The 24,109-nt window shown below is 70.7% G+C and carries 19 protein-coding genes and 1 pseudogene; 11 read left to right on the top strand and 9 right to left on the bottom strand.

Annotated features, from left to right (window positions below; all coding sequences use genetic code 11):
• Positions 1 to 198 (top strand): hypothetical protein (locus AB0A94_RS25895; RefSeq protein ID WP_361748059.1); only part of this gene is annotated, 198 nt, incomplete at its 5' end.
• 136 nt (positions 199 to 334) lie between these two features.
• Here the strand turns inward: AB0A94_RS25895 and AB0A94_RS25900 are convergent.
• Positions 335 to 529 (bottom strand): annotated as a pseudogene (locus AB0A94_RS25900) (aldo/keto reductase); the annotation flags it as partial.
• 408 nt (positions 530 to 937) lie between these two features.
• On the opposite strand from AB0A94_RS25900, the gene AB0A94_RS25905 reads away from it, so the two are divergent.
• Positions 938 to 1,993 (top strand): LLM class F420-dependent oxidoreductase, encoded by a 1,056-nt coding sequence (locus AB0A94_RS25905; protein WP_361748061.1) that lies wholly within the window; start codon positions 938 to 940, stop codon positions 1,991 to 1,993.
• A gap of 260 nt (positions 1,994 to 2,253) precedes the next feature.
• Complete coding sequence (locus AB0A94_RS25910) at positions 2,254 to 3,042, top strand: ferritin-like domain-containing protein (RefSeq protein ID WP_361748063.1); 789 nt, start codon at positions 2,254 to 2,256, stop codon at positions 3,040 to 3,042.
• Between the two features lie 75 nt (positions 3,043 to 3,117).
• On the opposite strand, the gene corA is transcribed toward AB0A94_RS25910, so the two are convergent.
• The gene (gene corA / locus AB0A94_RS25915) at positions 3,118 to 4,113 is read right to left on the bottom strand and encodes a magnesium/cobalt transporter CorA (protein WP_361748065.1); all 996 of its coding nucleotides are present in this window, start codon (positions 4,111 to 4,113) and stop codon (positions 3,118 to 3,120) included.
• Positions 4,114 to 4,175: 62 nt separating this feature from the next.
• Here corA and AB0A94_RS25920 point away from each other — a divergent pair, with 62 nt between their 5' ends.
• The 4 genes from AB0A94_RS25920 to mshC all read left to right on the top strand — a co-directional run bounded on the left by AB0A94_RS25920 (position 4,176) and on the right by mshC (position 7,846).
• Complete coding sequence (locus tag AB0A94_RS25920) at positions 4,176 to 4,862, top strand: histidine phosphatase family protein (RefSeq protein WP_217130316.1); 687 nt, start codon at positions 4,176 to 4,178, stop codon at positions 4,860 to 4,862.
• 103 nt (positions 4,863 to 4,965) lie between these two features.
• On the top strand, positions 4,966 to 5,556 hold the full coding sequence (locus tag AB0A94_RS25925) for a DUF3090 domain-containing protein (protein ID WP_361748067.1): 591 nt from the start codon (positions 4,966 to 4,968) through the stop codon (positions 5,554 to 5,556).
• Entirely contained in the window at positions 5,520 to 6,353 is an 834-nt protein-coding gene (locus tag AB0A94_RS25930; RefSeq protein ID WP_361748069.1) for an SCO1664 family protein, read from the top strand. Before AB0A94_RS25925 ends, AB0A94_RS25930 begins: the two co-directional genes overlap by 37 nt.
• Positions 6,354 to 6,616: 263 nt before the next feature.
• Complete coding sequence (gene mshC, locus AB0A94_RS25935) at positions 6,617 to 7,846, top strand: cysteine--1-D-myo-inosityl 2-amino-2-deoxy-alpha-D-glucopyranoside ligase (RefSeq protein WP_361748071.1); 1,230 nt, start codon at positions 6,617 to 6,619, stop codon at positions 7,844 to 7,846.
• A 51-nt stretch (positions 7,847 to 7,897) separates the two neighbouring features.
• On the opposite strand, the gene AB0A94_RS25940 is transcribed toward mshC, so the two are convergent.
• The 6 genes from AB0A94_RS25940 to AB0A94_RS25965 form a co-directional block, all read right to left on the bottom strand.
• Positions 7,898 to 8,926, bottom strand: coding sequence for a PAC2 family protein (locus tag AB0A94_RS25940; protein ID WP_361748073.1), 1,029 nt, complete (start codon positions 8,924 to 8,926; stop codon positions 7,898 to 7,900).
• 162 nt (positions 8,927 to 9,088) lie between these two features.
• A complete protein-coding gene (locus AB0A94_RS25945) occupies positions 9,089 to 9,760 on the bottom strand; it encodes a FadR/GntR family transcriptional regulator (RefSeq protein WP_361748075.1) in 672 nt (223 codons plus the stop codon).
• A gap of 133 nt (positions 9,761 to 9,893) precedes the next feature.
• Positions 9,894 to 11,510 (bottom strand): glycerol-3-phosphate dehydrogenase/oxidase, encoded by a 1,617-nt coding sequence (locus tag AB0A94_RS25950; protein WP_361748077.1) that lies wholly within the window; start codon positions 11,508 to 11,510, stop codon positions 9,894 to 9,896.
• 9 nt (positions 11,511 to 11,519) lie between these two features.
• On the bottom strand, positions 11,520 to 13,058 hold the full coding sequence (glpK, locus tag AB0A94_RS25955) for a glycerol kinase GlpK (protein WP_361748079.1): 1,539 nt from the start codon (positions 13,056 to 13,058) through the stop codon (positions 11,520 to 11,522).
• A gap of 83 nt (positions 13,059 to 13,141) precedes the next feature.
• Positions 13,142 to 13,936, bottom strand: a complete 795-nt coding sequence (locus tag AB0A94_RS25960) for an MIP/aquaporin family protein (protein ID WP_361748081.1) — start codon at positions 13,934 to 13,936, stop codon at positions 13,142 to 13,144.
• 333 nt (positions 13,937 to 14,269) lie between these two features.
• Positions 14,270 to 15,034 (bottom strand): IclR family transcriptional regulator, encoded by a 765-nt coding sequence (locus tag AB0A94_RS25965; RefSeq protein WP_361748083.1) that lies wholly within the window; start codon positions 15,032 to 15,034, stop codon positions 14,270 to 14,272.
• A 300-nt stretch (positions 15,035 to 15,334) separates the two neighbouring features.
• Between AB0A94_RS25965 and metH the strand changes: the two genes are divergently transcribed.
• The 4 genes from metH (at position 15,335) to AB0A94_RS25985 (ending at position 23,365) form a co-directional block, all read left to right on the top strand.
• A complete protein-coding gene (gene metH / locus AB0A94_RS25970; RefSeq protein WP_361748085.1) occupies positions 15,335 to 18,847 on the top strand; it encodes a methionine synthase in 3,513 nt (1,170 codons plus the stop codon).
• 116 nt (positions 18,848 to 18,963) lie between these two features.
• Positions 18,964 to 19,665 (top strand): HAD family phosphatase, encoded by a 702-nt coding sequence (locus tag AB0A94_RS25975; RefSeq protein ID WP_361748087.1) that lies wholly within the window; start codon positions 18,964 to 18,966, stop codon positions 19,663 to 19,665.
• A 445-nt stretch (positions 19,666 to 20,110) separates the two neighbouring features.
• Positions 20,111 to 21,718: an ABC transporter substrate-binding protein gene (locus AB0A94_RS25980; RefSeq protein WP_361748089.1), complete on the top strand. Its 1,608-nt coding sequence runs from the start codon at positions 20,111 to 20,113 to the stop codon at positions 21,716 to 21,718.
• A 63-nt stretch (positions 21,719 to 21,781) separates the two neighbouring features.
• Positions 21,782 to 23,365 (top strand): ABC transporter substrate-binding protein, encoded by a 1,584-nt coding sequence (locus AB0A94_RS25985; RefSeq protein ID WP_361748092.1) that lies wholly within the window; start codon positions 21,782 to 21,784, stop codon positions 23,363 to 23,365.
• A gap of 69 nt (positions 23,366 to 23,434) precedes the next feature.
• On the opposite strand, the gene AB0A94_RS25990 is transcribed toward AB0A94_RS25985, so the two are convergent.
• On the bottom strand, positions 23,435 to 24,106 hold the full coding sequence (locus AB0A94_RS25990; protein WP_187823384.1) for a response regulator transcription factor: 672 nt from the start codon (positions 24,104 to 24,106) through the stop codon (positions 23,435 to 23,437).
• Positions 24,107 to 24,109: the final 3 nt, after the last annotated feature.

Genomic DNA, 24,109 nt, shown 5'->3' on the forward strand with positions numbered 1-24,109 from the left:
CCCGACCTCGCCATGTCACTGAACAACCAGTCCAACCGTCTGGCGGCCCTGGGACGGCACGAGGAAGCCCTGACCGCCATCACCCACGCCGTCGAGATCCGCGAAACCCTGGCACAGCAGCGGCCCGAAGTATTCACGGAACCTCTGAAGAGGAGTATCCAGCTACGCAAGTTGCTGGAGGAAATGTCAGAGGAGTGACCCGTGACCTACCGCACCACAACCGCACCAGATCGAGCAGGGAACAGCGGGGTATCACAGTGAAACCGACCCCGCCGACGAGGGCGCAGATCACCCATTGACGCAGGTCAATGCCCTGACCGACCGCAAATGCCCGCAGCTTCCCGAGCAGGTACTCGGACTCCCCGTCGCCGTACACGTCGGCGGTGTCGACGAGGGTCCCGCCGGCTTCCCAGAACGTCTTCAAGAGGTCCGCGGCGTCGTGCTCGTCGGTGTCCCGACCCCAGGTCAGAGTCCCGAGCCCGATCCGGGACACGCGCAGGCCGGTACGGCCGAGATGCCTCTGCTCCATGAACGCCGAGATTACTGGCCAGAGCCTTTTGTGTGGTGGCCTGTGGACAACGGATTTCCCGAGGGGCGACCGGTCGCTCCGGGCCGGTGCGGGCCGAGGGCGGGTCCGCGCGGCCCGGCGTGTTGCGCGGTGCCCGGCGTCGGTGCGGGCCGGGGGTGTGCGCGCGGCCCGGCGCTTTCGGGGTGCCTCCCCCACTCTCGGCTTCGCTCGAGCGGGAGGTACCCCCACCGCCCACCCGTGCCGCCCTGCGGCACGGGTGCCCGCGCACGGCCCCGACCCGCTCACCGCAGGCGCCACGCCCGCCCCCACGGAAGCCGCACCGGCGCCGCAGGCATCCCACCCGACCACCGGAGGAGGTATAAGGTCTCCGCACAAGCGACGTTACTCATCGGTAAGGGGAGAGCCGCCATGCAGCTAGGGATCAACCTCGGCTACTGGGGTGCCGGAATGGACGCGGACAACCTCGCCGTGGCCCAGGAGGCAGACCGTCTCGGATACGCCGTCTGCTGGGCCGCGGAGGCCTACGGTTCCGACGCCGCCACCGTCCTCACCTGGGTCGCCGCCCAGACCCACCGCATCGACGTGGGCTCGGCCATCTTCCAGATCCCGGCCCGTCAGCCGGCCATGACGGCGATGACCGCCGCCACCCTGGACTCCCTCTCCCAGGGCCGCTTCCGCCTCGGCCTCGGCGTCTCCGGCCCCCAGGTCTCCGAGGGCTGGTACGGCGTCAAGTTCGACAAGCCGCTCGCCCGCACCCGCGAGTACGTCGAGATCATCCGCAAGGCCATGACCCGCGAACGCCTCACCCACGACGGCGAACACTGGACCCTTCCCCTCCCCGGCGGCCCCGGCAAGCCCATCAAGCTCACCGTGCACCCCCAGCGCGAGCACATCCCCCTCTACATCGCCGCCATCGGCCCGAAGAACCTCGAACAGACCGGTGAGATCGCCGACGGCGCCCTGCTGATCTTCCCCTCCGCCGACCATCTCGAGGACACCGCCGTCCAGCACCTCCGCGCGGGCCGCGAGAAGGTCGGCAAGACCCTCGACGGCTTCGACATCTGCCCCACCGTCCCCCTCGCCGTCGGCGACGACAAGGACGTCACCACCCTCGCCGACACCTTCCGCCCCTACACCGCGCTGTACGTCGGCGGCATGGGCAGCCGCAAGCAGAACTTCTACAACCAGCTCGCCCGCCGCATGGGCTACGAACGCGAGGCCGCCGAGATCCAGGACAAGTACCTCACCGGCGACAAGCAGGGCGCTGCCGCCGCCGTCCCGCACGACCTGATCGACAAGACCACCCTCCTCGGCTCCGTCGACCGCATCGCCGACCGGATGAAGGCCTACGCCGCCGCCGGAGTCACCACCCTCACCCTCGCCCCGGCCGGCTTCACGCTCGACGAGCGCCTCGCATCGCTCCGCGCCGGCACCGAAGCCCTGGAACGCGCGGGTCTCGCGTAGACCTCACGGCCGTGGCGGGGGCTCGGGGGCCGCCCCGCCACGGCCGTGACGTCCGTCACCCACCACAACGCCCGCCGACCCACCCGGTTACGCTCCCGCGCCCCTCTCCCGTACTCCTTTCGGCGGAGTTGCCGGGCATACCTGTTGCCGCCACCCGCCCCGCGCACTTGACTCGTCCTTTGCGGAACTTCGGAGCCGCGGAAGCCAGCGGAGAGCGGAAAGCCCGCGGAGAGCGGAAGCCTGCGGAGAGGTGGCCCACCATGCTTTCGGCCAAGAGTCTGTTCCAGGAGATCCTCGACAACGACGAGTCCTTCGCCCTGTTCTGCTCCATCGCCGCGAGCGGCGAGTCCCAGGGCGGCTGGGAGAACGCCCGTATCGCCGCGCTGGTACCCGAGACCCAGCGCGCACTCGCCCCCAAGATCACCAGGCACGGCGCCGACGAGGACAAGCACGGCCGCATCTTCAACGCCCTGATGAAGAAGCGCGGCCTCAAGCCCGTCCCGGTCCCCCCGGAGACCGACTACACGATGCTCCTCGAGAACAACGGCATCGGCCTGGCCCACGGCCGACTGAAGCGCGACGAGCCGCTCACCGTCCAGGACATCGTCACCTACCTCGCCCACAGCAGGGTCACCGAACAACGCGCCTCCGAGCAGATGGACCTGCTGCGCAAGCACTTCTCCGACCACCCCGACCTCGGCCGCGCGGTCAGGATGATCTCCGACGACGAGGACAACCACCTCGCCTACTGTCACGAGGAACTGCTGCGCTTCGCGTACGCCGGACACGGCCGCGCCATCCAGCGCACCCTGCGCGAGTGCGCGCTCGCGGAGATCCGCGTCTACCGGGACGTCAGCCTGGCGGTGATGGCCCACATGGGCCGCATCCTCGGCTGGCCCGCACCCAAGGCGGCGGTCCTCGCGGCAGGCATCCACGCGGTGTACGCGTACGAACGCCTGGGCGGCTGGCGCCGCATGGTCTCCCTCAGGACGCCCGACCGCCGCGACGCGCTCGGCGGCCCGGCGAACCCGGAACCGGAGTTCGCGTGACCGTGCACGGGCATCAGGCCGGCGAACCCGGAACCGGAGTCCGCGTGACCGGACACCGGAGACCGGCGCAACCCCTCACATCCACCCCCGCCGCTTGAACAGGCGGAACAGCAGCACCTCCAGCCCCACCATCACCAGGATCACCACCGGATACGACCACTCCCACCGCAGCTCCGGCATGTGCTCGAAGTTCATCCCGTAGACCCCCGCGAGCATCGTGGGGACCGCGGCCATGGCCGCCCACGCGGAGATCTTCCGCATGTCGTCGTTCTGCCGCACGCTCATCTGCGCCAGATGCGCCGAGAGGATGTCCGAGACCAGCCGGTCCAGCCCCTCCACGGACTCGTTCACCCGGGTGAGGTGGTCGTGCACGTCACGGAAGAAGGGCCGCATCCGGTCCTCCACGAACGGCACCTTCCCCCCGTACGTGCCGACCCCGGCCAGTCGCGTCATCGGCAGCGCCAGCGGCCCGGTCGCGCGGCGGAACTCCAGGATCTGCCGCTTGAAGTTGTAGATCTTGGACGCGGTGTACCGCGAACCCCCGCTGTCGGGGCTGAAGACCTCCGTCTCCAGCTCCTCCAGGTCGGTCTGCAGTTCGGTCGCCACGTCCAGGTAGTGGTCGACGACGGCGTCGGCGACCGCGTACAGCACCGAGGTGGGCCCCTCGCCCAGCAGTTCGGGCTCCCGCTCGAGCCGCCGCCGCACGGCCCGGAGCGGCGCGTCCTCCCCGTGCCGTACGGTCACGGCGAAGGAGTCACCGAGGAAGATCATGACCTCACCGGAGGAGACGGTGTCGCTCCGCGGCTCGTACCCGACCGGTTTCAGCACCACGAAGAGCGAGTCGTCGTACACCTCCAGCTTGGGCCGCTGATGGGCCTTGAGGGCGTCCTCGACCGCCAGCGGGTGCAGGCTGAACTCCTGCGCGACCAGGTCGAACTCGTCCGCCGTCGGCTCGTGCAGCCCGATCCAGACGAACCCCCCGGCCGACCGCGCCTCGTCCAGCGCGTCGGAGAAGTCGTGGGGCCCCTCCGACCGATGCCCCTCCCGGTAGATGGCACAGTCGACGATCACGAAGCGTCTTCTCCCTTCCTCTCACGGACACCGCACCCGCGGGTGCGCCTACCCTGGGCCGCATGCCCACGCTGCTCCTGGTCCGGCACGGACGTTCCACCGCCAACACCGAGGGACTGCTCGCCGGGTGGACGCCCGGCGTCGCCCTCGACGACCGCGGCGCCGCCCAGGCCGCCGCACTGCCCGGACGGCTCGCCGAGCTGCCGCTGGCCGAGATCGTCACCAGCCCGCTCCAGCGCTGCCGGGAGACCCTCCGGCCGCTGCTGGACGCCCGTCCCGGCCTCACCCCGCACACCGACGACCGCATCGGCGAGTGCCACTACGGCGACTGGTCGGGCCGCAAACTCGCCGAACTCAAGGACGAGCCCCTGATGGAGGTGGTGCAGGCGCACCCGTCGGCGGCGGCCTTCCCCGGCGGGGAGTCCATGCGCGCGATGCAGACGCGCGCCGCCGAGGCGGTGCGCGAGTGGAACGCGCGCGTGGAGCGCGATCACGGCGCCGACGCCGTGTACCTCATGTGCTCGCACGGCGACATCATCAAGTCTCTCGTCGCGGACGCACTCGGACTTCATCTCGACCTCTTCCAGCGGATTTCCGTTGAACCGTGTTCCATCACCGCGATCCGTTACACACGGCTGCGTCCTTTTCTCGTCCGCCTCGGCGACACCGGCGACCTCGCGTCCCTGGCGCCGCGCGAGGAACCGCCGGCCGACGACGCCACGGTCGGGGGCGACGCGGGCGCACCGTGATCGTCGGGCGCAGTAGGGTGAAGCGGTCGCAGCAGTGCGTCCCCGTTTCGACCAGCCGCCCGTCCCCCTCACCGCCCACCACGACTCTCAATGGAGACAGGACGTGTCCCGTCAGGTGTTCCTCTACGACCAACCGGAACGTTTCGTGGCCGGTACGGTCGGGCTGCCAGGGCGCCGTACGTTCTTCCTCCAGGCCTCCGCCGGCTCCCGGGTGACCAGCGTGGCTCTGGAGAAGACCCAGGTCGCGGCGCTCGCCGAGCGGATGGACGAACTGCTCGATGAGGTCGTGCGACGCAGCGGCGGCAGCGCGGCGGTGCCCGCGATGACGCCGGCCGAGATCACCGACAGCGCCCCGCTGTACACCCCCGTGGAGGAGGAGTTCCGCGTCGGCACCATGGCGCTCGCCTGGGACGGCGAGGAGCAGCGCATGATCGTCGAGGCGCAGGCGCTCGTCGAACTGGACGCCGACTCCGAGGAGGACCTCGCCGAGGCCGAGGAGCGGCTGCTCCAGGACGAGGAGAACGGGCCCCCGATGCTCCGCGTCCGGCTCACCGGCGCGCAGGCCCGGGCCTTCGCCAAGCGCGCCCTCGACGTCGTCAACGCCGGGCGGCCGCCGTGCCCGCTGTGCAGCCTCCCGCTCGACCCGGAAGGACACGTATGTCCGCGCCAGAACGGATACCGCCGCGGAGCGTGACGGCCGCCGACCCGGCCGCCGCGGCGGTGCTCGCCGAGGGTGAGCTGACCGTGCGCGGGCGCATCCGCGAGGCGTCGAACGCGGCGCTGTACTGCACCGTCACCCACGAGGGACGCGAGGCCGCCTGCGTCTACAAACCGGTCGCCGGGGAGCGGCCCCTGTGGGACTTCCCCGACGGCACGCTCGCCGGGCGCGAGGTCGCCGCGTACGCGGTCTCCGAGGCGACCGGCTGGGGCCTCGTCCCGCCGACCGTGCTCCGCGACGGCCCCTACGGCGAGGGCATGTGCCAGCTGTGGATCGAGACGGCGCCCGGCGCCGAACTCCTCGCCCTGGTCGACGGCGAGGAACCGGAGCCGGGCTGGAAGGCGGTCGGCTTCGCCGAGGTCGGTGAGGGCCGCACCGCGCTGCTCGTGCACGCCGACGACGAGCGGCTGCGCCGGCTCGCGGTCCTCGACGCGGTGATCAACAACGCCGACCGCAAGGGCGGGCACCTGCTGCCCACCGCGGAGGGCACGCTGTACGGCATCGACCACGGGGTCACCTTCAACGCCGAGGACAAGCTCCGCACCCTGCTGTGGGGCTGGGCGGGTGAGCCCCTGACCGCGGAGGCGCTGGACGTCCTCGAGGGCCTCAGAACGGCCCTCACCGGCACCGGCGCCCTCACCGCCGCCCTGACCCCCCTCATCACCCGCGCGGAGATCGACGCCACCCGCGCACGCGTCGAGACCCTCCTCACCACCGGCACCCACCCGCAGCCGGGCGGCGACTGGCCGGCCATCCCCTGGCCCCCGGTCTGAACGGGACGGCGGACAGCCCGGAACGGGACGGTGGACCGTCCGGAACGGGACCGGCGGACCGCCCGAAGCGGGACCGGCGGCCCGTCCGGAACGGGACCGGCGGCCCGTCCGGAACGGGACCGGCGGCCCGTCCGGAACGGGACCGGCGGCCCGTCCGGAACGGGACCGGCAGCACACCGGACGGTGCGGCGCAAGAGCGCCTTCCCGGTCATCCGGCCTGCTCCCGTTCGTTTTCCGAACCGCGGTCCGGTTAGGCTCATGACATGCATGCCTGGCCCGCTTCCGAGGTCCCCGCCCTGCCCGGTCAGGGCCGCGACCTGAGGATCCACGACACCGCGACCGGAGGCCTGATCACCTCCGCCCCCGGTCCCGTCGCCCGCATCTACGTCTGCGGCATCACCCCCTACGACGCCACCCACATCGGACACGCGGCGACCTACAACGCGTTCGACCTCGTGCAGCGCGTGTGGCTCGACACCAAGCGGCAGGTTCACTACGTCCAGAACGTCACCGACGTCGACGACCCGCTGCTGGAGCGGGCCGAGCGGGACGGCCTCGACTGGGCCGAGCTCGCCGAGCGCGAGACCGCGCTGTTCCGCGAGGACATGACGGCCCTGCGGATGCTGCCCCCGCGCCAGTACATAGGCGCCGTGGAGGCGATACCCGGCATCGTCCCCCTGGTCGAACGGCTGCGCGCCCTCGGTGCGACCTACGAGATCGACGGCGACGTCTACTTCTCCGTCGAGTCCGACCCGCACTTCGGCCAGGTCTCGAACCTCGACGCCGCCGCCATGCGGCTGCTGTCCGCCGAACGCGGCGGCGACCCGGACCGTCCGGGCAAGAAGAACCCCGTCGACCCGATGCTCTGGATGGCCGCCCGCGAGGGTGAGCCGAGCTGGGACGGCGGCTCCCTCGGCCGGGGCCGCCCCGGCTGGCACATCGAGTGCGTGGCCATCGCCCTCGACCACCTCGGCATGGGCTTCGACGTCCAGGGCGGCGGCTCCGACCTGGTCTTCCCGCACCACGAGATGGGCGCCTCGCACGCCCAGGCGCTCACCGGCGAGTTCCCCATGGCGAAGGCGTACGTCCACGCCGGCATGGTCGCCCTGCACGGCGAGAAGATGTCCAAGTCCAAGGGCAACCTGGTCTTCGTGTCCGCGCTGCGGCGCGACGGCGTGGACCCGGCGGCGATCCGGCTGGCGCTGCTCGCCCACCACTACCGCGCCGACTGGGAGTGGACCGACCAGGTCCTCCAGGACGCCGTGACCCGCCTCGACCACTGGCGTGCCGCGGTCTCCCGCCCCGACGGCCCGCCCGCCGAGGCGCTGGTCGAGGAGATCCGCGAGGCGCTCGCCAACGATCTGGACGCCCCGGCCGCGCTGGCCGCCGTCGACCGCTGGACCGTGCTCCAGGAGGAGAGCGGCGGCACGGACACCGGCGCGCCCGGCGTCGTCTCCCGCGCGGTGGACGCACTGCTCGGCGTGGCGCTGTAACCGGACACGACGAAGGGGCGCCCCGTTCAGAAACGGGGCGCCCCGACGTGTTCAGTCCTCCGACGAATCATCGCCGCCCGAGTCCGGACCCGAGCCCGAGTCCGGACCCGAGCCCGGGTCGGAGTCCGTCTCCGGCTTCGGCGGCCTCGGCGGGCGGGTGCGCCCGCCCGGGCCCTCCCGCCGGTACGACGTACCGTCCGAGCCGTCGGCCGTGGCGTGCCCGCCGGGCGGACCCGACGCCCCGTCACGGCGCCGCAGGTAGCGCTCGAACTCGCGGGCGATCGCCTCGCCCGACGCCTCCGGCAGCTCGGCGGTGTCCCGGGCCTCCTCCAGCGTCTGGACGTACTCGGCCACCTCGCTGTCCTCCGCGGCCAGTTGGTCCACACCCACCTGCCAGGCACGCGCGTCCTCGGGCAGCTCGCCCAGCGGGATCCGCACGTCGATCAGGTCCTCCAGGCGGTTGAGGAGGGCCAGCGTGGCCTTCGGGTTGGGCGGTTGCGAGACGTAGTGCGGGACCGCCGCCCACAGCGACACCGCGGGCACGCCCGCGTGCGTGCACGCCTCCTGGAGGATGCCGACGATGCCCGTGGGGCCCTCGTACTTGGTCTCCTCCAGGTCCATGCGGCGGGCCAGGTCCGGGTCGGACGTGGTCCCGCTGATCGGGACCGGGCGGGTGTGCGGGGTGTCACCGAGCAGCGCGCCCAGCACGACCACCAGCTCCACGCCGAGTTCGTGCGCGAAGCCGAGGATCTCGTTGCAGAACGAACGCCACCGCATGGACGGTTCGATGCCGCGGACCAGCACCAGGTCGCGAGGCTTCTCGCCGCCGACCCGGACCACCGACAACCGCGTCGTCGGCCAGGTGATCTTGCGGACGCCGTCCTCCATGAACACCGTGGGGCGGTTCACCTGGAAGTCGTAGTAGTCCTCGGCGTCCAGTGCCGCGAACACCTCGCCCTTCCACTCCCTGTCCAGGTGCGCGACCGCGGCGGAGGCGGCGTCACCGGCATCGTTCCAGCCCTCGAACGCGGCCACCATGACCGGGTCGACCAGCTCGGGAACCCCCTCGAGCTCGATCACCCAGCGCCTCCTTCCGACGTGCCCTCGCGTACGCCCCAACCTTACGGCGTGCTCACGGGGCGCCCGCAGCCCCCTCACCGGGGGAGTGCCCCCATCACTGCCCCGTCGGGCACCGGGAAACACCCTTCGGCGGTCCGGGGGCCCCGGGGCGGAAGGAGACGTTCACAGTGTGGACCGCAGCCACTGCTCCACGCTCGCGATGTGCACCGTCGCCCAGGACCGCGCCGCCTCCGCGTCCCGGTCCCGCAGGGCGGCGAGGATGGCCCGGTGTTCGCGCAGGGTGCGGCCGACCGCGTCCTCCTGGGTGAGCCCGCGCCAGATCCGGGCCCGGGTGGTGGGGCCGGACAGGCCGTCGAGCAGGGAGCACAGCACGGAGTTGCCGGAGCCGCGCACGATGCCCCGGTGGAACTCCAGGTCGGCGGCGACCAGGTCCTCCACCGACGGCTCGTCACCGAGCTTGTCCAACTGCTCCGACAGCGCGTCCAGTTGCTCCTCGCCGATCCGGCCGGCCGCGAGGGCCGTCGCGGCCGGCTCCAGGATGCGGCGCACGGCGAGGAACTCCAGGACCGTGTCGTCGCGGTGGAAGTCGACGACGAAACTCAGCGCCTCCAGCAGGAGTTGCGGGTCGAGACTGGTGACGTAGGTGCCGTCGCCCTGCCGTACGTCCAGGATGCGGATCAGCGACAGGGCGCGCACCGCCTCGCGCAGCGAGTTGCGGGACAGCCCCAGCTCGGCCGCGAGCTCGCTCTCCTTGGGCAGCCGGGCGCCGGGACGCAGCGCGCCCGAGACGATCATTCCCTTGATCTTCTCGATCGCCTCGTCGGTCACTGCCATACCGCGCCTCCCTGCGGACCAGACCTCCGATGTATCCGGCCCATTATGTACGGGTCAGGGGCGGCTCCGTCGGTGTGGAGCCGCCCCTGACCCGTGTGCCGGCCCCCGTGCGGGGGAGCCGGGGGACCGCGGGTTACTTCTTGTCGAGCAGGGACTGGACGTCGGCGCGGACCTCGTCCGTGGCCAGGCCGCGGATCGTCAGGGTGGTGCGGCGGCGCAGCACGTCGTCCGCGGTCTCGGCCCACTCGTGGTCGCGGGCCCAGACGACCTGCGCCCAGATCTCCGGGGCGTCCGGGTGGACGCGCCGGGCGAGCGCCGGGTCGTCGTTGGCCAGGCGGGCGATGTCGAAGGCCAGCGAACCGTAGTGGGTGGCCAGGTGCCTGGCGGTGTCCGCCGCCATGCGCGGGCCGGGCGCCGGGCCGTCGACCAGCAGCCGGTGGGCCACCGCGCGGGGGTTGGCCACGCCCGGCAGCGGCAGCTTCTTCGGCAGCGAGGCGATCGGCTCGAAGTCCTCGCCCAGCGGGTGACCCGGCAGTTCCTGGAGCTTGCGCATCACCGTACGGCCGATGTGGCGGAAGGTGGTCCACTTGCCGCCCGCGACGGACAGCATCCCGCCCCGGCCCTCGGTGACGACGGTCTCCCGCTTGGCCTTGGCCGTGTCCCCGGGGCCGCCCGGCAGCACCCGCAGCCCGGCGAAGGCGTACGTGATCAGGTCACGGTCGAGCTGCTGGTCGCGGATGGAGAACGCGGCCTCGTCGAGTATCTGCGCGGTGTCCTTCTCCGTGACCGCGACGTCCGCCGGGTCGCCCTCGAACTCCTCGTCGGTGGTGCCGAGCAGCAGCATGTCCTCCCAGGGGAGGGCGAAGGTGATCCGGTACTTGTCGATGGGGGTGGCCAGCGCGGCCTTCCACGGGGAGGTCCGCTTCAGGACCAGGTGCGCGCCCTTCGACAGCCGGATGGACGGCGCGGCGTCCGGGTCCTCCATGCGGCGCAGGTGGTCGACCCACGGGCCGGTGGCGTTGAGCACGAGGCGGGCGTTCACGCCGAACTCGTCGCCCGAGAGCCGGTCGCGCAGCTCGGCACCGGTGACCCGGCCCCGGGTGAAGCGCAGGCCCGTCACCTCGGCGTGGTTGAGGACGACCGCGCCGGACTCGGCCGCCGCGCGGACCGTCATCAGCGCCATGCGCGCGTCGTTCATCTGGTCGTCGCCGTACACGGCCACGGCCTTGAGGTTGTCGGTGCGCAGCTCCGGCACGTCCTGCGCGGCCTTGGCGGGGGAGAGCAGGTGGCCGACGCCGTCGCCGAAGGCGGAGAGCGCCGAGTAGGCGAAGACGCCGGCGCCGAGCTTCGCCGCGCCGTGCGGCCCGCCCTTGTACACGGGGAGGTAGAACGTGAGCGGGTTCGCCAGGTGGGGGGCCACCTGGCGGGAGACCGCACGGCGCTCGAAGTGGTTCTCCGCCACCAGCTTCACCGCGCCGGTCTGCAGGTAGCGCAGACCGCCGTGGAGCAGCTTGGAGGAGGCGGAGGAGGTGGCGCCGGCGAAGTCACCGGCGTCCACCAGGGCCACCCTGAGGCCGGACTGCGCGGCGTGCCAGGCGGTGGAGATGCCCAGGATGCCGCCGCCGATCACGAGAAGGTCGTACGACGCCTTGGAGAGCTGCTCCCGGGTCTCGGCGCGGCTCGGGTTCGAGCCGGACGCCGGGTGCGTCCCCAGGGCAGGCACGGACTGCAGGGTGGACTGGGTGGTCATGGCGGTTTCTTACTCCTCGTCCTCGAGCCAGCCCATGGTCCGCTCGACGGCCTTGAGCCAGCTCTTGTACTCACGGTCGCGGGTCTCCGCGTCCATGCGGGGGGTCCACTCGGCGGCCCGCCGCCAGTTGGCGCGCAGGTCGTCGGTGCTGTTCCAGAAGCCGACGGCGAGGCCGGCGGCGTAGGCGGCGCCGAGGCAGGTGGTCTCGGCGACCATCGGGCGCACCACGGGGGCGTCGAGGAAGTCCGAGAGCGTCTGCATCAGCAGGTTGTTGGAGGTCATGCCGCCGTCGACCTTGAGGGCGGTCAGCTCCACGCCGGAGTCCTTCGTCATGGCGTCCGCGATCTCCCGCGTCTGCCAGGCGGTGGCCTCCAGCACGGCGCGCGCGAGGTGCGCCTTGGTGACGTACCGGGTCAGTCCGGCGATCACACCGCGGGCGTCGGAGCGCCAGTACGGGGCGAACAGGCCGGAGAAGGCCGGCACGAAGTAGGCGCCGCCGTTGTCCTCGACGGAGAGCGCGAGGGTCTCGATCTCGGCGGCGGTGGAGATCAGGCCCATCTGGTCGCGCATCCACTGCACCAGCGAGCCGGTGACGGCGATCGAGCCCTCCAGGGCGTAGACCGGCTTCTGGTCGCCGATCCGGTAGCCGACCGTGGTCAGCAGGCCGCTGTAGGAGTTGATGATCTTGTCGCCGGTGTTCATCACCATGAAGGTGCCGGTGCCGTACGTCGACTTGGTCTCGCCCTCGGCGAAGCAGGTCTGGCCGAACAGGGCCGCCTGCTGGTCGCCGAGCGCGGAGGCGACGGGGATGCCGCCGAGCAGCTCGCCCAGCCGGCCGCCGGTGATCTCGCCGTAGACCTCGGCGGAGGAGCGGATCTCGGGCAGCATCGCCAGCGGGACGCCGATGGACTCGGCGATCCGCTCGTCCCACTGCATCGTGTGCAGGTTCATCAGCATCGTGCGGGACGCGTTGGTGACGTCGGTGACGTGGTGGCCGCCGTTCACACCGCCGGTCAGGTTCCAGATGACCCAGGTGTCCATGGTGCCGAAGAGGATGTCGCCCGCCTCGGCGCGTTCCTTGAGGCCGTCGACGTTGTCGAGCAGCCAGCGGGCCTTGGGGCCGGCGAAGTAGGAGGCGAGGGGAAGGCCGGTCTCGCGGCGGAAGCGGTCCTGGCCGACGTTGCGGCCGAGCTCGCGGCAGAGGGCGTCGGTGCGGGTGTCCTGCCAGACGATGGCGTTGTGGACCGGCTCACCGGTGTTCCTGTCCCACAGCACGGTCGTCTCGCGCTGGTTGGTGATGCCGATGGCCTTGATGTCGTCACGGGTGATGCCGGCCTTCTCGACGGCCCCGGCGACGACCTCCTGGACGTTGGTCCAGATCTCGACGGCGTCGTGCTCGACCCAGCCGGGCTTGGGGAAGATCTGCTCGTGCTCCTTCTGGTCGACGGAGACGATGCGCCCGTCGCGGTCGAAGACGATGCAGCGGGAGGAGGTCGTGCCCTGGTCGATGGCGGCGATGAACGGGCCGGCGGTGTGGGCGTCGGTCACTGTGTGCTCCTGGGAGTTCCTTGGTTACGGGGCTGTGGGTACGGCGCTTCTACAACATTCGCCGTTGACGGCGACCTGGTCACCTAGGCGAAGGCGACGTTGTAGATACCGGCCGCGAGGGCGCCGCCGATCAGCGGACCGACCACCGGGACCCAGGCGTAGGACCAGTCGGAGCCGCCCTTGTTGGGCAGCGGCAGCAGGGCGTGCACGATGCGCGGACCGAGGTCACGGGCCGGGTTGATGGCGTAACCGGTCGGGCCGCCCAGCGACAGGCCGATGGAGACGACGACGAGCGCCGTGATCAGGCCGCCCAGCACGCCGAGGCCGTTGCCCGCGTCGTTCAGGCCCTGGGTGAGCACGGCCAGCAGCAGCACGACGGTGCCGATGATCTCCGTGGCGAGGTTCTGCACCGGGTTCCGGATCTCCGGGCCGGTGGAGAAGACGCCGAGCACCGGGCCCGCGCCCTTCTCCTGCGCCTCGACCGCCTTGGCGGAGGTGGTCTGCGCGCCCGGACCGCCGACGATCTCCTTGTCGGTGAGGTGGGCCAGGAACTGGCCGTAGTAGGCCACCCAGACCAGAGCCGCACCGATCATCGCGCCGAGGAACTCTCCGGCGAAGTAGACCGGAACGTTGCTCCACTCGCCGTCCTTGAGGGCGAGTGCCACGGTGACGGCCGGGTTGAGGTGGGCGCCGGAGAGCGGCCCGGCGATGTAGACGGCCGTCATGACGGCGAAGCCCCACCCGAAGGCGATGGCGAGCCAGCCGGCGTTACGGGCCTTGGAGGCCTTCAGCGTCACGGCGGCGCAGACGCCGCCGCCGAGCAGGATGAGTATGGCGGTACCGATGGTCTCGCCGATGAAGATGTCGGAGCTGGACACCCGCGACTCCTTTGTCCTTCGTCCAGGGATGCCGACCCCCGGGTCCCACCGGGGATTGGCGCCCTCAGGGGTGAGAGCGATGCCGGCCCTTGGCGTTGTCACACTCTAACTCGTATTGCCGGTAGGTGTTCGACAATGCCGACCGATGGACGGGAGTCTTTCCCGGCACCCCCCGGGCGTCAAGAGTTTGGTTGGCGAAAACGCGATCGTTATCGATCGTCCCGAGTCGTCGATCTTCGCGGCGGTTGCACCGGCTCGCGCCCCGTATGTCCGCCCTCGGGCACGGCTGTGACCGGAACGCCGTACGGCATCCCGGTCTCCTCGGTGTTCCGCTCAGAACCGCCCGGCGCCCAGGTCCCGCGACACCGCGCGGGCGCAGTCCCGCACCGCCGCGATCAGCTCGGGCCGCAGCTCGCCGTCCCGGCGCAGCCGCTCCACCGCCCCCGTGATGCCCACCGCGCCCACCGGCATGCGCCGCCGGTCGTGGATGGGGGCGGCGACGGCGGCGACCCCCTCCCAGGTCTCCTCCACGTCCGCCGCGTAGCCGCGCGCGCGGGTGAGGTCGAGGATGTGCTCGAAGCCGTCCGGGTCGCACACCGTGCGGTCGGTGAAGGCCTTGCGGTCGGCCTCCAGGGCCTCGCTGTGGGCCACCGGGTCGTAGGCCGACAGCACCTTGCCCAGGGCGGTGGAGTGCAACGGCTGCATGGCCCCTATCTCCAGGACCTGCCGGCTGTCGTCCGGGCGGAAGACGTGGTGCACGATCAGCACCCCCTGCTGGTGCAGCACGCCGAGGTAGACGCTCTCGCCGCTGGAGCGGGCCAGGTCGTCCGTCCACACCAGGGCGCGCGCCCGCAGCTCGTGCACGTCGAGATAGGTGGTGCCCAGGCGCAGCAGCTCGGCGCCCAGCTGGTAGCGCCCGGAGGCGTCGTCCTGCTCGACGAACCCCTCCTGCTGGAGGGTGCGCAGGATGCCGTGGGCGGTGCCCTTGGCGAGGCCCAGCGACGAGGCGATGTCCGACAGGCCGAGCCGCCGCTCGCCGCCCGCGAGCAGCCGCAGCATCGCCGCCGCCCGTTCGAGCGACTGGATGTTCCGTGCCATCGCCGTACTGCCTCCGTCCCCTTCGGCCGTCGACCCGCGACGTACCGCTGCCGCCGTTCGGCATTGTCGAACACTACCGGTCGATGTCGACCTCCCGCCAATGGTCGGTCGTGACCGGTTCCGCCACTCGTACTCCGCACGTCGGTTGTCGGCCATCATCGTCCGCCCCGTGGACGCCCTGAACATCAGGGAGCGGTCCCGGATACCCTGGCGAGGTGCGCCCAGCCGGGGACGCTCCGTGAGGGGATTCCCGGGCAGCCGCAAAGCCGACAGCCGTCGCACCCAGAGGGAGCCCCTTTCATGGCCTCGTTGCCGCAGACCCCTTCCGCCGACAGCCGGACCCGTGTGTCCGCCCTCCGCGAGGCGCTCGCCACCCGGGTGGTGGTCGCCGACGGAGCCATGGGCACCATGCTCCAGGCCCAGGACCCCACGCTCGAGGACTTCCAGAACCTCGAGGGCTGCAACGAGATCCTGAACCTGACGCGCCCGGACATCGTCCGTTCGGTCCACGCCGAGTACTTCGACGCCGGGGTCGACTGCGTCGAGACGAACACCTTCGGCGCCAACCTCACCGCCCTCGGCGAGTACGACATCCCGGAGCGCGTCGCCGAGCTGTCCGAGGCGGGCGCGCGCATCGCCCGCGAGACGGCCGACGAGTACGCCGCGCGGGACGGCCGCACCCGCTGGGTGCTGGGCTCGATGGGCCCCGGCACCAAGCTGCCCACCCTCGGTCACACCACCTTCGCCGCCATCCGGGACGCCTACCAGCGGAACGCCGAGGGCCTGCTCGCGGGCGGCGCGGACGCGCTGCTGGTGGAGACGACCCAGGACCTGCTGCAGACCAAGGCCTCCGTGATCGCCGCCCGCCGCGCGATGGAGACCGCCGGGTTCGAGGTCCCGCTGATCGTGTCGGTCACGGTCGAGACCACCGGCACCATGTTGCTCGGCTCCGAGATCGGCGCCGCGCTCACCGCACTGGAGCCGCTGGGCATCGACATGATCGGCCTGAACTGCGCCACCGGCCCGGCCGAGATGAGCGAGCACCTGCGCCACCTGGCCCGCCACTCCCGCATCCGGCTGTCCTGCATGCCCAACGCCGGCCTGCCGGAACTCACCAAGGACGGCGCCCGCTACCCGCTGTCCCCGGGAGAGCTCGCGGACGCGCAGGAGAACTTCGTCCGCGACTACGGCCTGTCCCTGGTGGGCGGCTGCTGCGGCACCACGCCCGAGCACCTGCGGCAGCTCGTGGAGCGGGTGCGCGACCTCGCCCCGGCGGAGCGCGACCCGCGCCCGGAGCCCGGCGCCGCCTCCCTCTACCAGGCCGTGCCCTTCCGCCAGGACACCTCCTACCTGGCGATCGGTGAGCGGACGAACGCCAACGGGTCGAAGAAGTTCCGCGAGGCCATGCTGGAGGGCCGCTGGGACAACTGCGTGGAGATGGCGCGCGAGCAGATCCGCGAGGGCGCGCACATGCTGGACCTGTGCGTGGACTACGTGGGCCGTGACGGCGTCGCCGACATGGAGGAACTGGCCGGGCGTTTCGCCACCGCCTCCACCCTGCCGATCGTCCTGGACTCCACCGAGGTCGACGTCATCCGGGCCGGTCTTGAGAAGCTCGGCGGCCGCGCGGTGATCAACTCGGTGAACTACGAGGACGGCGCAGGCCCCGAGTCCCGGTTCGCCAAGGTCACCCGGCTCGCCAAGGAGCACGGCGCCGCCCTGATCGCGCTCACCATCGACGAGGAGGGCCAGGCCCGCACCGCCGAGAAGAAGGTCGAGATCGCCGAGCGGCTGATCGACGACCTGACCGGCAACTGGGGCATCCGGGAGGAGGACATCCTCGTCGACTGCCTGACCTTCACCATCTGCACCGGCCAGGAGGAGTCCCGCAAGGACGGCCTGGCCACCATCGAGGGCATCCGCGAGCTGAAGAAGCGCCACCCCAGGGTGCAGACCACCCTGGGCCTGTCGAACATCTCCTTCGGCCTCAACCCGGCCGCCCGCATCCTGCTGAACTCGGTCTTCCTCGACGAGTGCGTCAAGGCCGGCCTGGACTCGGCGATCGTGCACGCGTCGAAGATCCTGCCCATCGCCCGGTTCAGCGAGGAAGAGGTCACCACGGCCCTCGACCTCATCCACGACCGGCGCCGGGAGGGCTACGACCCGCTGCAGAAGCTCATGGCGCTCTTCGAGGGCGCCACCGCCAAGTCGCTGAAGGCGGGCAAGGCCGAGGAACTGGCCGCGCTGCCGCTGGAGGAGCGCCTCAAGCGCCGCATCATCGACGGCGAGAAGAACGGCCTGGAGGCCGACCTGGACGAGGCCCTTCAGGCCCGCAAAGCCCTCGACATCGTCAACGACACCCTCCTGGACGGCATGAAGGTGGTCGGTGAGCTGTTCGGCTCCGGTCAGATGCAGCTGCCGTTCGTGCTCCAGTCCGCCGAGGTGATGAAGACGGCCGTCGCGCACCTCGAGCCGCACATGGAGAAGACCGACGAGGCCGGCAAGGGCACCATCGTGCTGGCCACCGTGCGCGGCGACGTGCACGACATCGGCAAGAACCTGGTCGACATCATCCTGTCGAACAACGGCTACAACGTCGTCAACCTGGGCATCAAGCAGCCGGTCTCCGCGATCCTGGACGCGGCCGACGAGCACAAGGCCGACGTCATCGGCATGTCCGGGCTGCTGGTGAAGTCCACGGTGATCATGAAGGAGAACCTGGAGGAGCTCAACACCCGCGGCCTGGCCGCCGACTACCCGGTGATCCTCGGCGGCGCCGCCCTCACCCGCGCCTACGTCGAGCAGGACCTGCACGAGATCTACCAGGGCGAGGTCCGCTACGCCCGCGACGCCTTCGAGGGCCTGCGCCTGATGGACGCCCTCATCGGCATCAAGCGCGGAGTGCCCGGCGCGAAGCTGCCCGAACTCAAGCAGCGCCGGGTCCGCGCGGCCACCGTGGAGATCGAGGAGCGGCCCGAGGAGGGGCACGTCCGCTCCGACGTCGCCACCGACAACCCGGTCCCCACCCCGCCCTTCAAGGGCACCCGCGTCGTCAAGGGCATCCAGCTCAAGGAGTACGCGAGCTGGCTCGACGAGGGCGCCCTGTTCAAGGGCCAGTGGGGTCTGAAGCAGGCCCGCACCGGCGACGGGCCGACCTACGAGGAGCTGGCCGAGACCGAGGGCCGGCCCAGGCTGCGCGGACTGCTCGACCGGCTCCAGACGGAGAACCTGCTGGAGGCGGCCGTGGTCTACGGCTACTTCCCGTGCGTCTCCAAGGACGACGACCTGATCATCCTGGACGAGCAGGGCAACGAGCGCACCCGCTTCACCTTCCCGCGCCAGCGCCGCGGCCGACGGCTGTGCCTGGCGGACTTCTTCCGCCCCGAGGAGTCCGGCGAGACCGACGTCGTCGGCCTGCAGGTGGTCACCGTCGGATCGAGGATCGGGGAGGAGACCGCCCGGATGTTCGAGGCCAACGCCTACCGCGACTACCTGGAGCTGCACGGGCTCTCCGTGCAGCTGGCGGAGGCCCTGGCCGAGTACTGGCACGCGCGCGTGCGCTCCGAACTCGGCTTCGCGGGCGAGGACCCGTCCTCGATGGAGGACATGTTCGCCCTGAAGTACCGGGGCGCCCGCTTCTCCCTCGGCTACGGCGCCTGCCCCGACCTGGAGGACCGCGCCAAGATCGCCGCCCTGCTCGAACCCGAGCGCATCGGGGTGCGGCTCTCCGAGGAGTTCCAGCTGCACCCCGAGCAGTCCACGGACGCCATCGTCATCCACCACCCGGAGGCCAAGTACTTCAACGCCCGTTGAGGCCGCACCGGCCGCACCGGGCGTTCGCGGACCGCACGACGTACACTTGTCGGTCCACCGCAGGCCGGTTCCCCCGTGGGAACCGGCCTGGTCGTCCCTGCGAAGGAGGTACGTGGATGACCAGTACGGTCCCCGCGCTAGGAACCCAGACGGCCGAGGGCTCGGCCCTGCAGGCCGTCTTCCTCGACATGGACGGCACCCTGGTGGACACCGAGGGCTTCTGGTGGGACGTCGAGGTCGAGGTCTTCGCCTCCCTCGGCCACACCCTCGACGACTCCTGGCGCCATGTCGTGGTCGGCGGCCCCATGACCCGCAGTGCGGGGTTCCTCATCGAGGCCACCGGTGCCGACATCGGCCTCCCCGAGCTGACGGTGCTGCTCAACGACGGCTTCGAGGACCGTATCGACCACGCCCTGCCGCTGATGCCGGGCGCCGCGCGGCTGCTCGCCGAGCTGTCCGAGTACGAGATCCCCACGGCGCTCGTCTCCGCCTCCCACCGGCGCATCATCGACCGGGTGCTGAAGACGCTGGGCCCTCAGCACTTCGCCCTGTCGATCGCCGGCGACGAGGTGCCGCGCACCAAACCGCACCCCGACCCGTATCTCGCGGCCGCCGCCGGGCTCGGTGTGGACCCCGTCCGGTGCGCCGTCGTCGAGGACACCGTGACGGGTGTGGCCGCCGCCGAGGCGGCGGGCTGCCAGGTCGTCGCGGTGCCGTCGGTGGGCCCGATCATGCCGGCCGTCCGGCGGACGGTCGTCCCCTCGCTGGAAGTCGTGGACCTGGCATTCCTGCGCGGTGTGATGACGGAAATGCGCTAGGCGTTCACCCAGCGCAGCGGTGTTACCGCCGGAATTCCCGGCACCCGGCTTCCCGGGCCCGGCCGGATGCCCCCGAAAGAATTCGCCCCGCTTGCCGGTGGCCGAATTCCGGTGCCGCCGAGCCCCCTTTCACATGTGAGGTTCATCACGTGAAAGGGAGTCGACAACGATGTCCGGCTGTGCTTTGCGCACCATTTCGGGGGTCACCGGTGCGCCTTTGTGTCCCGATTCATGAGAAGCTGCACCAATCCTTCCCCGGGCGCCTTTACCGGTGCGTTCACACCCGGTTCCACTGCGTGATGTGCCCTCAACTCCGGCGGCCGCGAACCCTCCTGCGGGTGCGGACTAATGTCATCGCGAGAACCTCGCCCCCATCCCCGTGATCCGCTGCAACACCCCCTGCGTGCCGGATACACGGAGTCGACAGTCCTGGAGAAACTCGAGCATGAACCGCAAGACTTTGGTGCTGGCGGCCGCGATGGGCCTGCTCGCGCCGGTGCTCGCCGCCTGCGGCGACACCGAGGGCGGGAGCGGAGACGGCGAAGCGATCGTCGTGGGCACCACGGACCGGTTCACCGCATCCAAGGAGGACGGCCCCGCGCCCCTCGACCCGGCCTGGGCCTATGACGTCGGCAGCTGGAACATCCTGCGGCAGACCGTGCAGACCCTGATGGTGCAGCCCCGCGGCGACGGCGAGCCGGTGCCCGAGGCCGCCGAGTCGTGCGGATTCACCGACGCCGGCAACGAGCGCTACAGCTGCACCCTGCGCGACGGTCTGAAGTTCTCGAACGGCGACGCGATCACCGCGGAGGACGTGAAGTTCTCCATCGAGCGCGCCCTCTCCCTCAAGGGCGACAGTGGTGTCTTCGCGCTGCTGTCCATCATCGACACCGTCGAGACGCAGGGCGACCGCGAGGTGATCTTCCACCTCAAGAGTGCCGACGCCACCTTCCCGTACAAGCTGTCCACCCCGGTCGCGGGCATCGTCAACGCGGACGCCTACGACAAGGGCGCGCTGCGCGAGGGCTTCGAGATCGACGGCTCCGGCCCGTACACCTTCGAGGGCAAGGTCGAGGGCGACACGCTGGTCAGCGCCACCTTCACCAAGAACTCCTCCTACAAGGGCGCGCTGGAGGTGAACAACGACAAGGTCGAGATGGTCTCCTACGACAGTTCCGAGGCCATGGGCGAGGCGCTGAAGAAGGGCGACATCGACATGGCGACCCGCACCATGTCGCCCGAGCAGATCCAGGAGCTCGGCAACGCCACCGACGACGAGATCGAGCTGGTCGAGTCGCCCGGTCTGGAGATCCGGTACCTGGCGTTCAACACCGATGCCCCCACCGTGAAGGACAAGGCCGTCCGCCAGGCGATGGCCCAGGTCATCAACCGCAGCGAGCTGGTCGGCAACGTCTACGGTTCCCAGGCCGAGCCGCTGTTCTCGCTGGTCCCCGCCGGCGTCACCGGTCACACCAACGCGTTCTTCAACAAGTACGGCGAGCCGAGTGAGGCCAAGGCCCGCGACCTGCTCGAGGCGGCCGGCGTCAGCACCCCGGTGAAGCTGACCCTGCACTACACGCACGACCACTACGGCCCCGCCGCCAAGTCGGAGTTCGAGCAGCTGAGCAAGCAGCTCAACGACAGCGGTCTGTTCGAGACCGACATCAAGAGCGAGACCTGGAACAAGTTCAAGACCGCCGCCCAGAACGAGAAGTACGACGTCTACGGCATGGGCTGGTTCCCCGACTACCCGGACGCCGACGCCTTCACCGCCCCCTTCCTCGGCGAGGACAACTTCCTCAGCTCGCCCTACGCCAACAGCAAGATCATCAATGAGCTGATCCCGGAGTCGCGCCGCCAGGCCGACCGGCTGTCCGCCTCCGACAGCCTCAGCGAGATCCAGAACATCGTCGCCATCGAGGTCCCGCTGATCCCGCTGTGGCAGGGTAAGCAGTACGTCGCCGCACGCGACGGCGTCACCGGCACCGCCTACGCGCTCAACTCCTCCTCGACTCTCCAGCTGTGGGAGCTCGCGCGCGGCGTCACCGAGTGACGAAACCGTACGAACCCGGACCGGTGGCGCGGTCCGGGCAGCAAGAACGACAAGGCATAGCACGTGAATCTGCGTAACCCGTGGCCAGTCCTGCCCATCGTGGCGGGGCTGGCCTCCGGCCTGTTGACCGGCTGTGGCACCGAGAGCGGCGACACGGGGGCCGACGGCTCCAACGTCGTGGTGGGGATGTCCGACGACGTCCTGTCCACCGACCCCGCCTCCGGCTACGACCCCGGCTCCTGGCTGTTGTTCAACAACGTCTTCCAGTCGCTGCTCAGCTTCCCCAAGGGAGCCACCGAGCCGCAGCCGGACGCCGCCGAGAGCTGCGGCTTCGCGGACGCCGGCACCACCGTCTACAGCTGCACGCTGCGGGACGGACTGAAGTTCAGCAACGGTGACCCCCTCACCTCGAAGGACGTGAAGTTCTCCTTCGACCGCATGCTGAGGATCAACGACCCCGAGGGGCCCGCGGTCATGTTCCCCACGCTGGAAGAGGTCCGCACCCCCGACAAGAAGACGGTCGTCTTCGAGCTCAACACGCCCGACGCCACCTTCCCCAGCAAGATCGCGTCCGGCGCCGGCGCCATCGTCGACCACCGCGCGTACGACGCCGACGGACTGCGCGAGGACGGGGAGGCGGTCGGCTCCGGCCCGTACCGGCTGGACTCGTTCACCAACGACCGCGCCGTCTTCTCCGTCAACGAGCACTACGAGGGCACCGCCGAGACCAAGAACTCCGGCGTGACCCTGGAGTTCTTCCACGGCGACCAGAACGCACTGAAGAAGGCCGTACAGGACGCCGAGGTGGACATCGCCTACCGCGGCCTCACCGCCGAGGCCATCAACGACATCGAGCGGGCCGACGACGGCACCGACGGCCCCGAGATCGTCGAGGGCAGCAGCGCCGAGGTCCAGCACCTGGTCTTCAACATGGACGACCCGGTCGCCGGAAGGCTCGGCGTGCGCCGGGCCATCGCCCATCTGATCGACCGTGACGCCCTCGTCCGGGACGTCCACCAGGGCACGGCCAGCCCGCTCTACTCGATCGTCCCGGCCGGTATCGGCGGCCACAACACCGCCTTCTTCGACACCTACGGCGCCCGCCCCTCCAAGGCCAAGGCCGCAGCGGCACTGGAGGAGGAGGGCGTCACGGGCAAGGTGGAACTGACCCTGTGGTCCACCCCGTCCCGCTACGGCCCGGCCACCGACCAGGAACTGAAGGCGATCGCCGGACAGCTCAACGCCAGCGGACTCTTCGACGCCGACGTCGAGTCGGTCCCCTTCGCCCAGTACGAGAAGGACATCGCGGCCGGCAAGTACGGCGTCTACGTCAAGGGCTGGATCCCCGACTACCCGGACGCCGACAACTTCACCGGCCCCTTCTTCGGCGAGGGCAACGTCCTGGACAACAACTACGACGCCGGCCCGATCGCCGAGTCGCTCCTCCCGCGCACGGCCGCCCGGAGCGACCGCTCCGCCACCGACAAGGAGTTCGGCCGGATCCAGGACATCGTCGCCGAGGACATCCCCGTCCTCCCGCTCTGGCAGGCCAAGCAGTACGCGGTCGTCCAGGACGGCGTGTACGGCCTGGAGTACTGCCTCGACGCCTCGACCGTGTTCCGGTTCTGGGAGCTGAACAAGGGCTGACACCGCACCGGTACGACGAGGGCGCCCTCCCGACGGGGAGGGCGCCCTCGTCGTACCATGACCGCCGCGCTACTGCGCGCCGGGGCGCACCAGCCCGCTCTCATAGGCGTACACCGCCGCCTGCACCCGGTCGCGCAGCCCCAGCTTGGTCAGGACATGACCCACGTGCGTCTTGACGGTGGTCTCGCTGACGAACAGGTCGGCGGCGATCTCCGCGTTGGACAGCCCGCGCGCCACCAGCTTCAGCACCTCGACCTCACGCTCGGTCAGGGTGTGCAGCGTGTCCGGCACCGGCTCGTCACCGGACGGCAGATGGGTGGCGTACTTGTCCAGCAGCCGGCGCGTGATGCTCGGTGCGAGCATCGCCTCCCCGGCGGCCACCACACGGATCGCCTGCACCAGCTCGTTGGCCGGGGCGTCCTTCAGCAGGAAGCCGCTGGCCCCCGCCTTCAGGGCCTCCACCACGTATTCGTCGAGATCGAACGTCGTCAGCACCAGCACCTTCGCCGGCCCGTCCCGCTCGGGTCCGGTGATCTGCCGGGTCGCCTCCACCCCGTCCATCCGCGGCATGCGGATGTCCATCAGCACCACATCGGGCTGCAGCGCCCGCACCTGGTCCAGGGCCTGGAGGCCGTCTCCGGCCTCGCCGACGACCGCGATGTCCTGCTCGGCCTCCAGAATCATCCGGAACCCGGTACGCAGCAGCGGCTGGTCGTCGACCAGTAGGACGCGGATGGCCACCTG

The organism is Streptomyces sp. NPDC044984, assembly GCF_040646935.1.
Classification (GTDB): domain Bacteria; phylum Actinomycetota; class Actinomycetes; order Streptomycetales; family Streptomycetaceae; genus Streptomyces.

Excerpts from the sequence above, each read along its gene's own strand:
- AB0A94_RS25905 (WP_361748061.1), top strand. The coding sequence starts at position 938 with ATGCAGCTAGGGATCAACCTCGGCTACTGGGGTGCCGGAATGGACGCG.
- AB0A94_RS25950 (WP_361748077.1), bottom strand. The coding sequence starts at position 11,510 with ATGACCACCCAGTCCACCCTGCAGTCCGTGCCTGCCCTGGGGACGCAC.
- AB0A94_RS25965 (WP_361748083.1), bottom strand. The coding sequence starts at position 15,034 with ATGGCACGGAACATCCAGTCGCTCGAACGGGCGGCGGCGATGCTGCGG.
- metH (WP_361748085.1), top strand. The coding sequence starts at position 15,335 with ATGGCCTCGTTGCCGCAGACCCCTTCCGCCGACAGCCGGACCCGTGTG.
- AB0A94_RS25975 (WP_361748087.1), top strand. The coding sequence starts at position 18,964 with ATGACCAGTACGGTCCCCGCGCTAGGAACCCAGACGGCCGAGGGCTCG.
- AB0A94_RS25945 (WP_361748075.1), bottom strand. The coding sequence starts at position 9,760 with ATGGCAGTGACCGACGAGGCGATCGAGAAGATCAAGGGAATGATCGTC.
- AB0A94_RS25930 (WP_361748069.1), top strand. The coding sequence starts at position 5,520 with ATGTCCGCGCCAGAACGGATACCGCCGCGGAGCGTGACGGCCGCCGAC.
- AB0A94_RS25980 (WP_361748089.1), top strand. The coding sequence starts at position 20,111 with ATGAACCGCAAGACTTTGGTGCTGGCGGCCGCGATGGGCCTGCTCGCG.
- mshC (WP_361748071.1), top strand. The coding sequence starts at position 6,617 with ATGCATGCCTGGCCCGCTTCCGAGGTCCCCGCCCTGCCCGGTCAGGGC.
- AB0A94_RS25910 (WP_361748063.1), top strand. The coding sequence starts at position 2,254 with ATGCTTTCGGCCAAGAGTCTGTTCCAGGAGATCCTCGACAACGACGAG.
- AB0A94_RS25920 (WP_217130316.1), top strand. The coding sequence starts at position 4,176 with ATGCCCACGCTGCTCCTGGTCCGGCACGGACGTTCCACCGCCAACACC.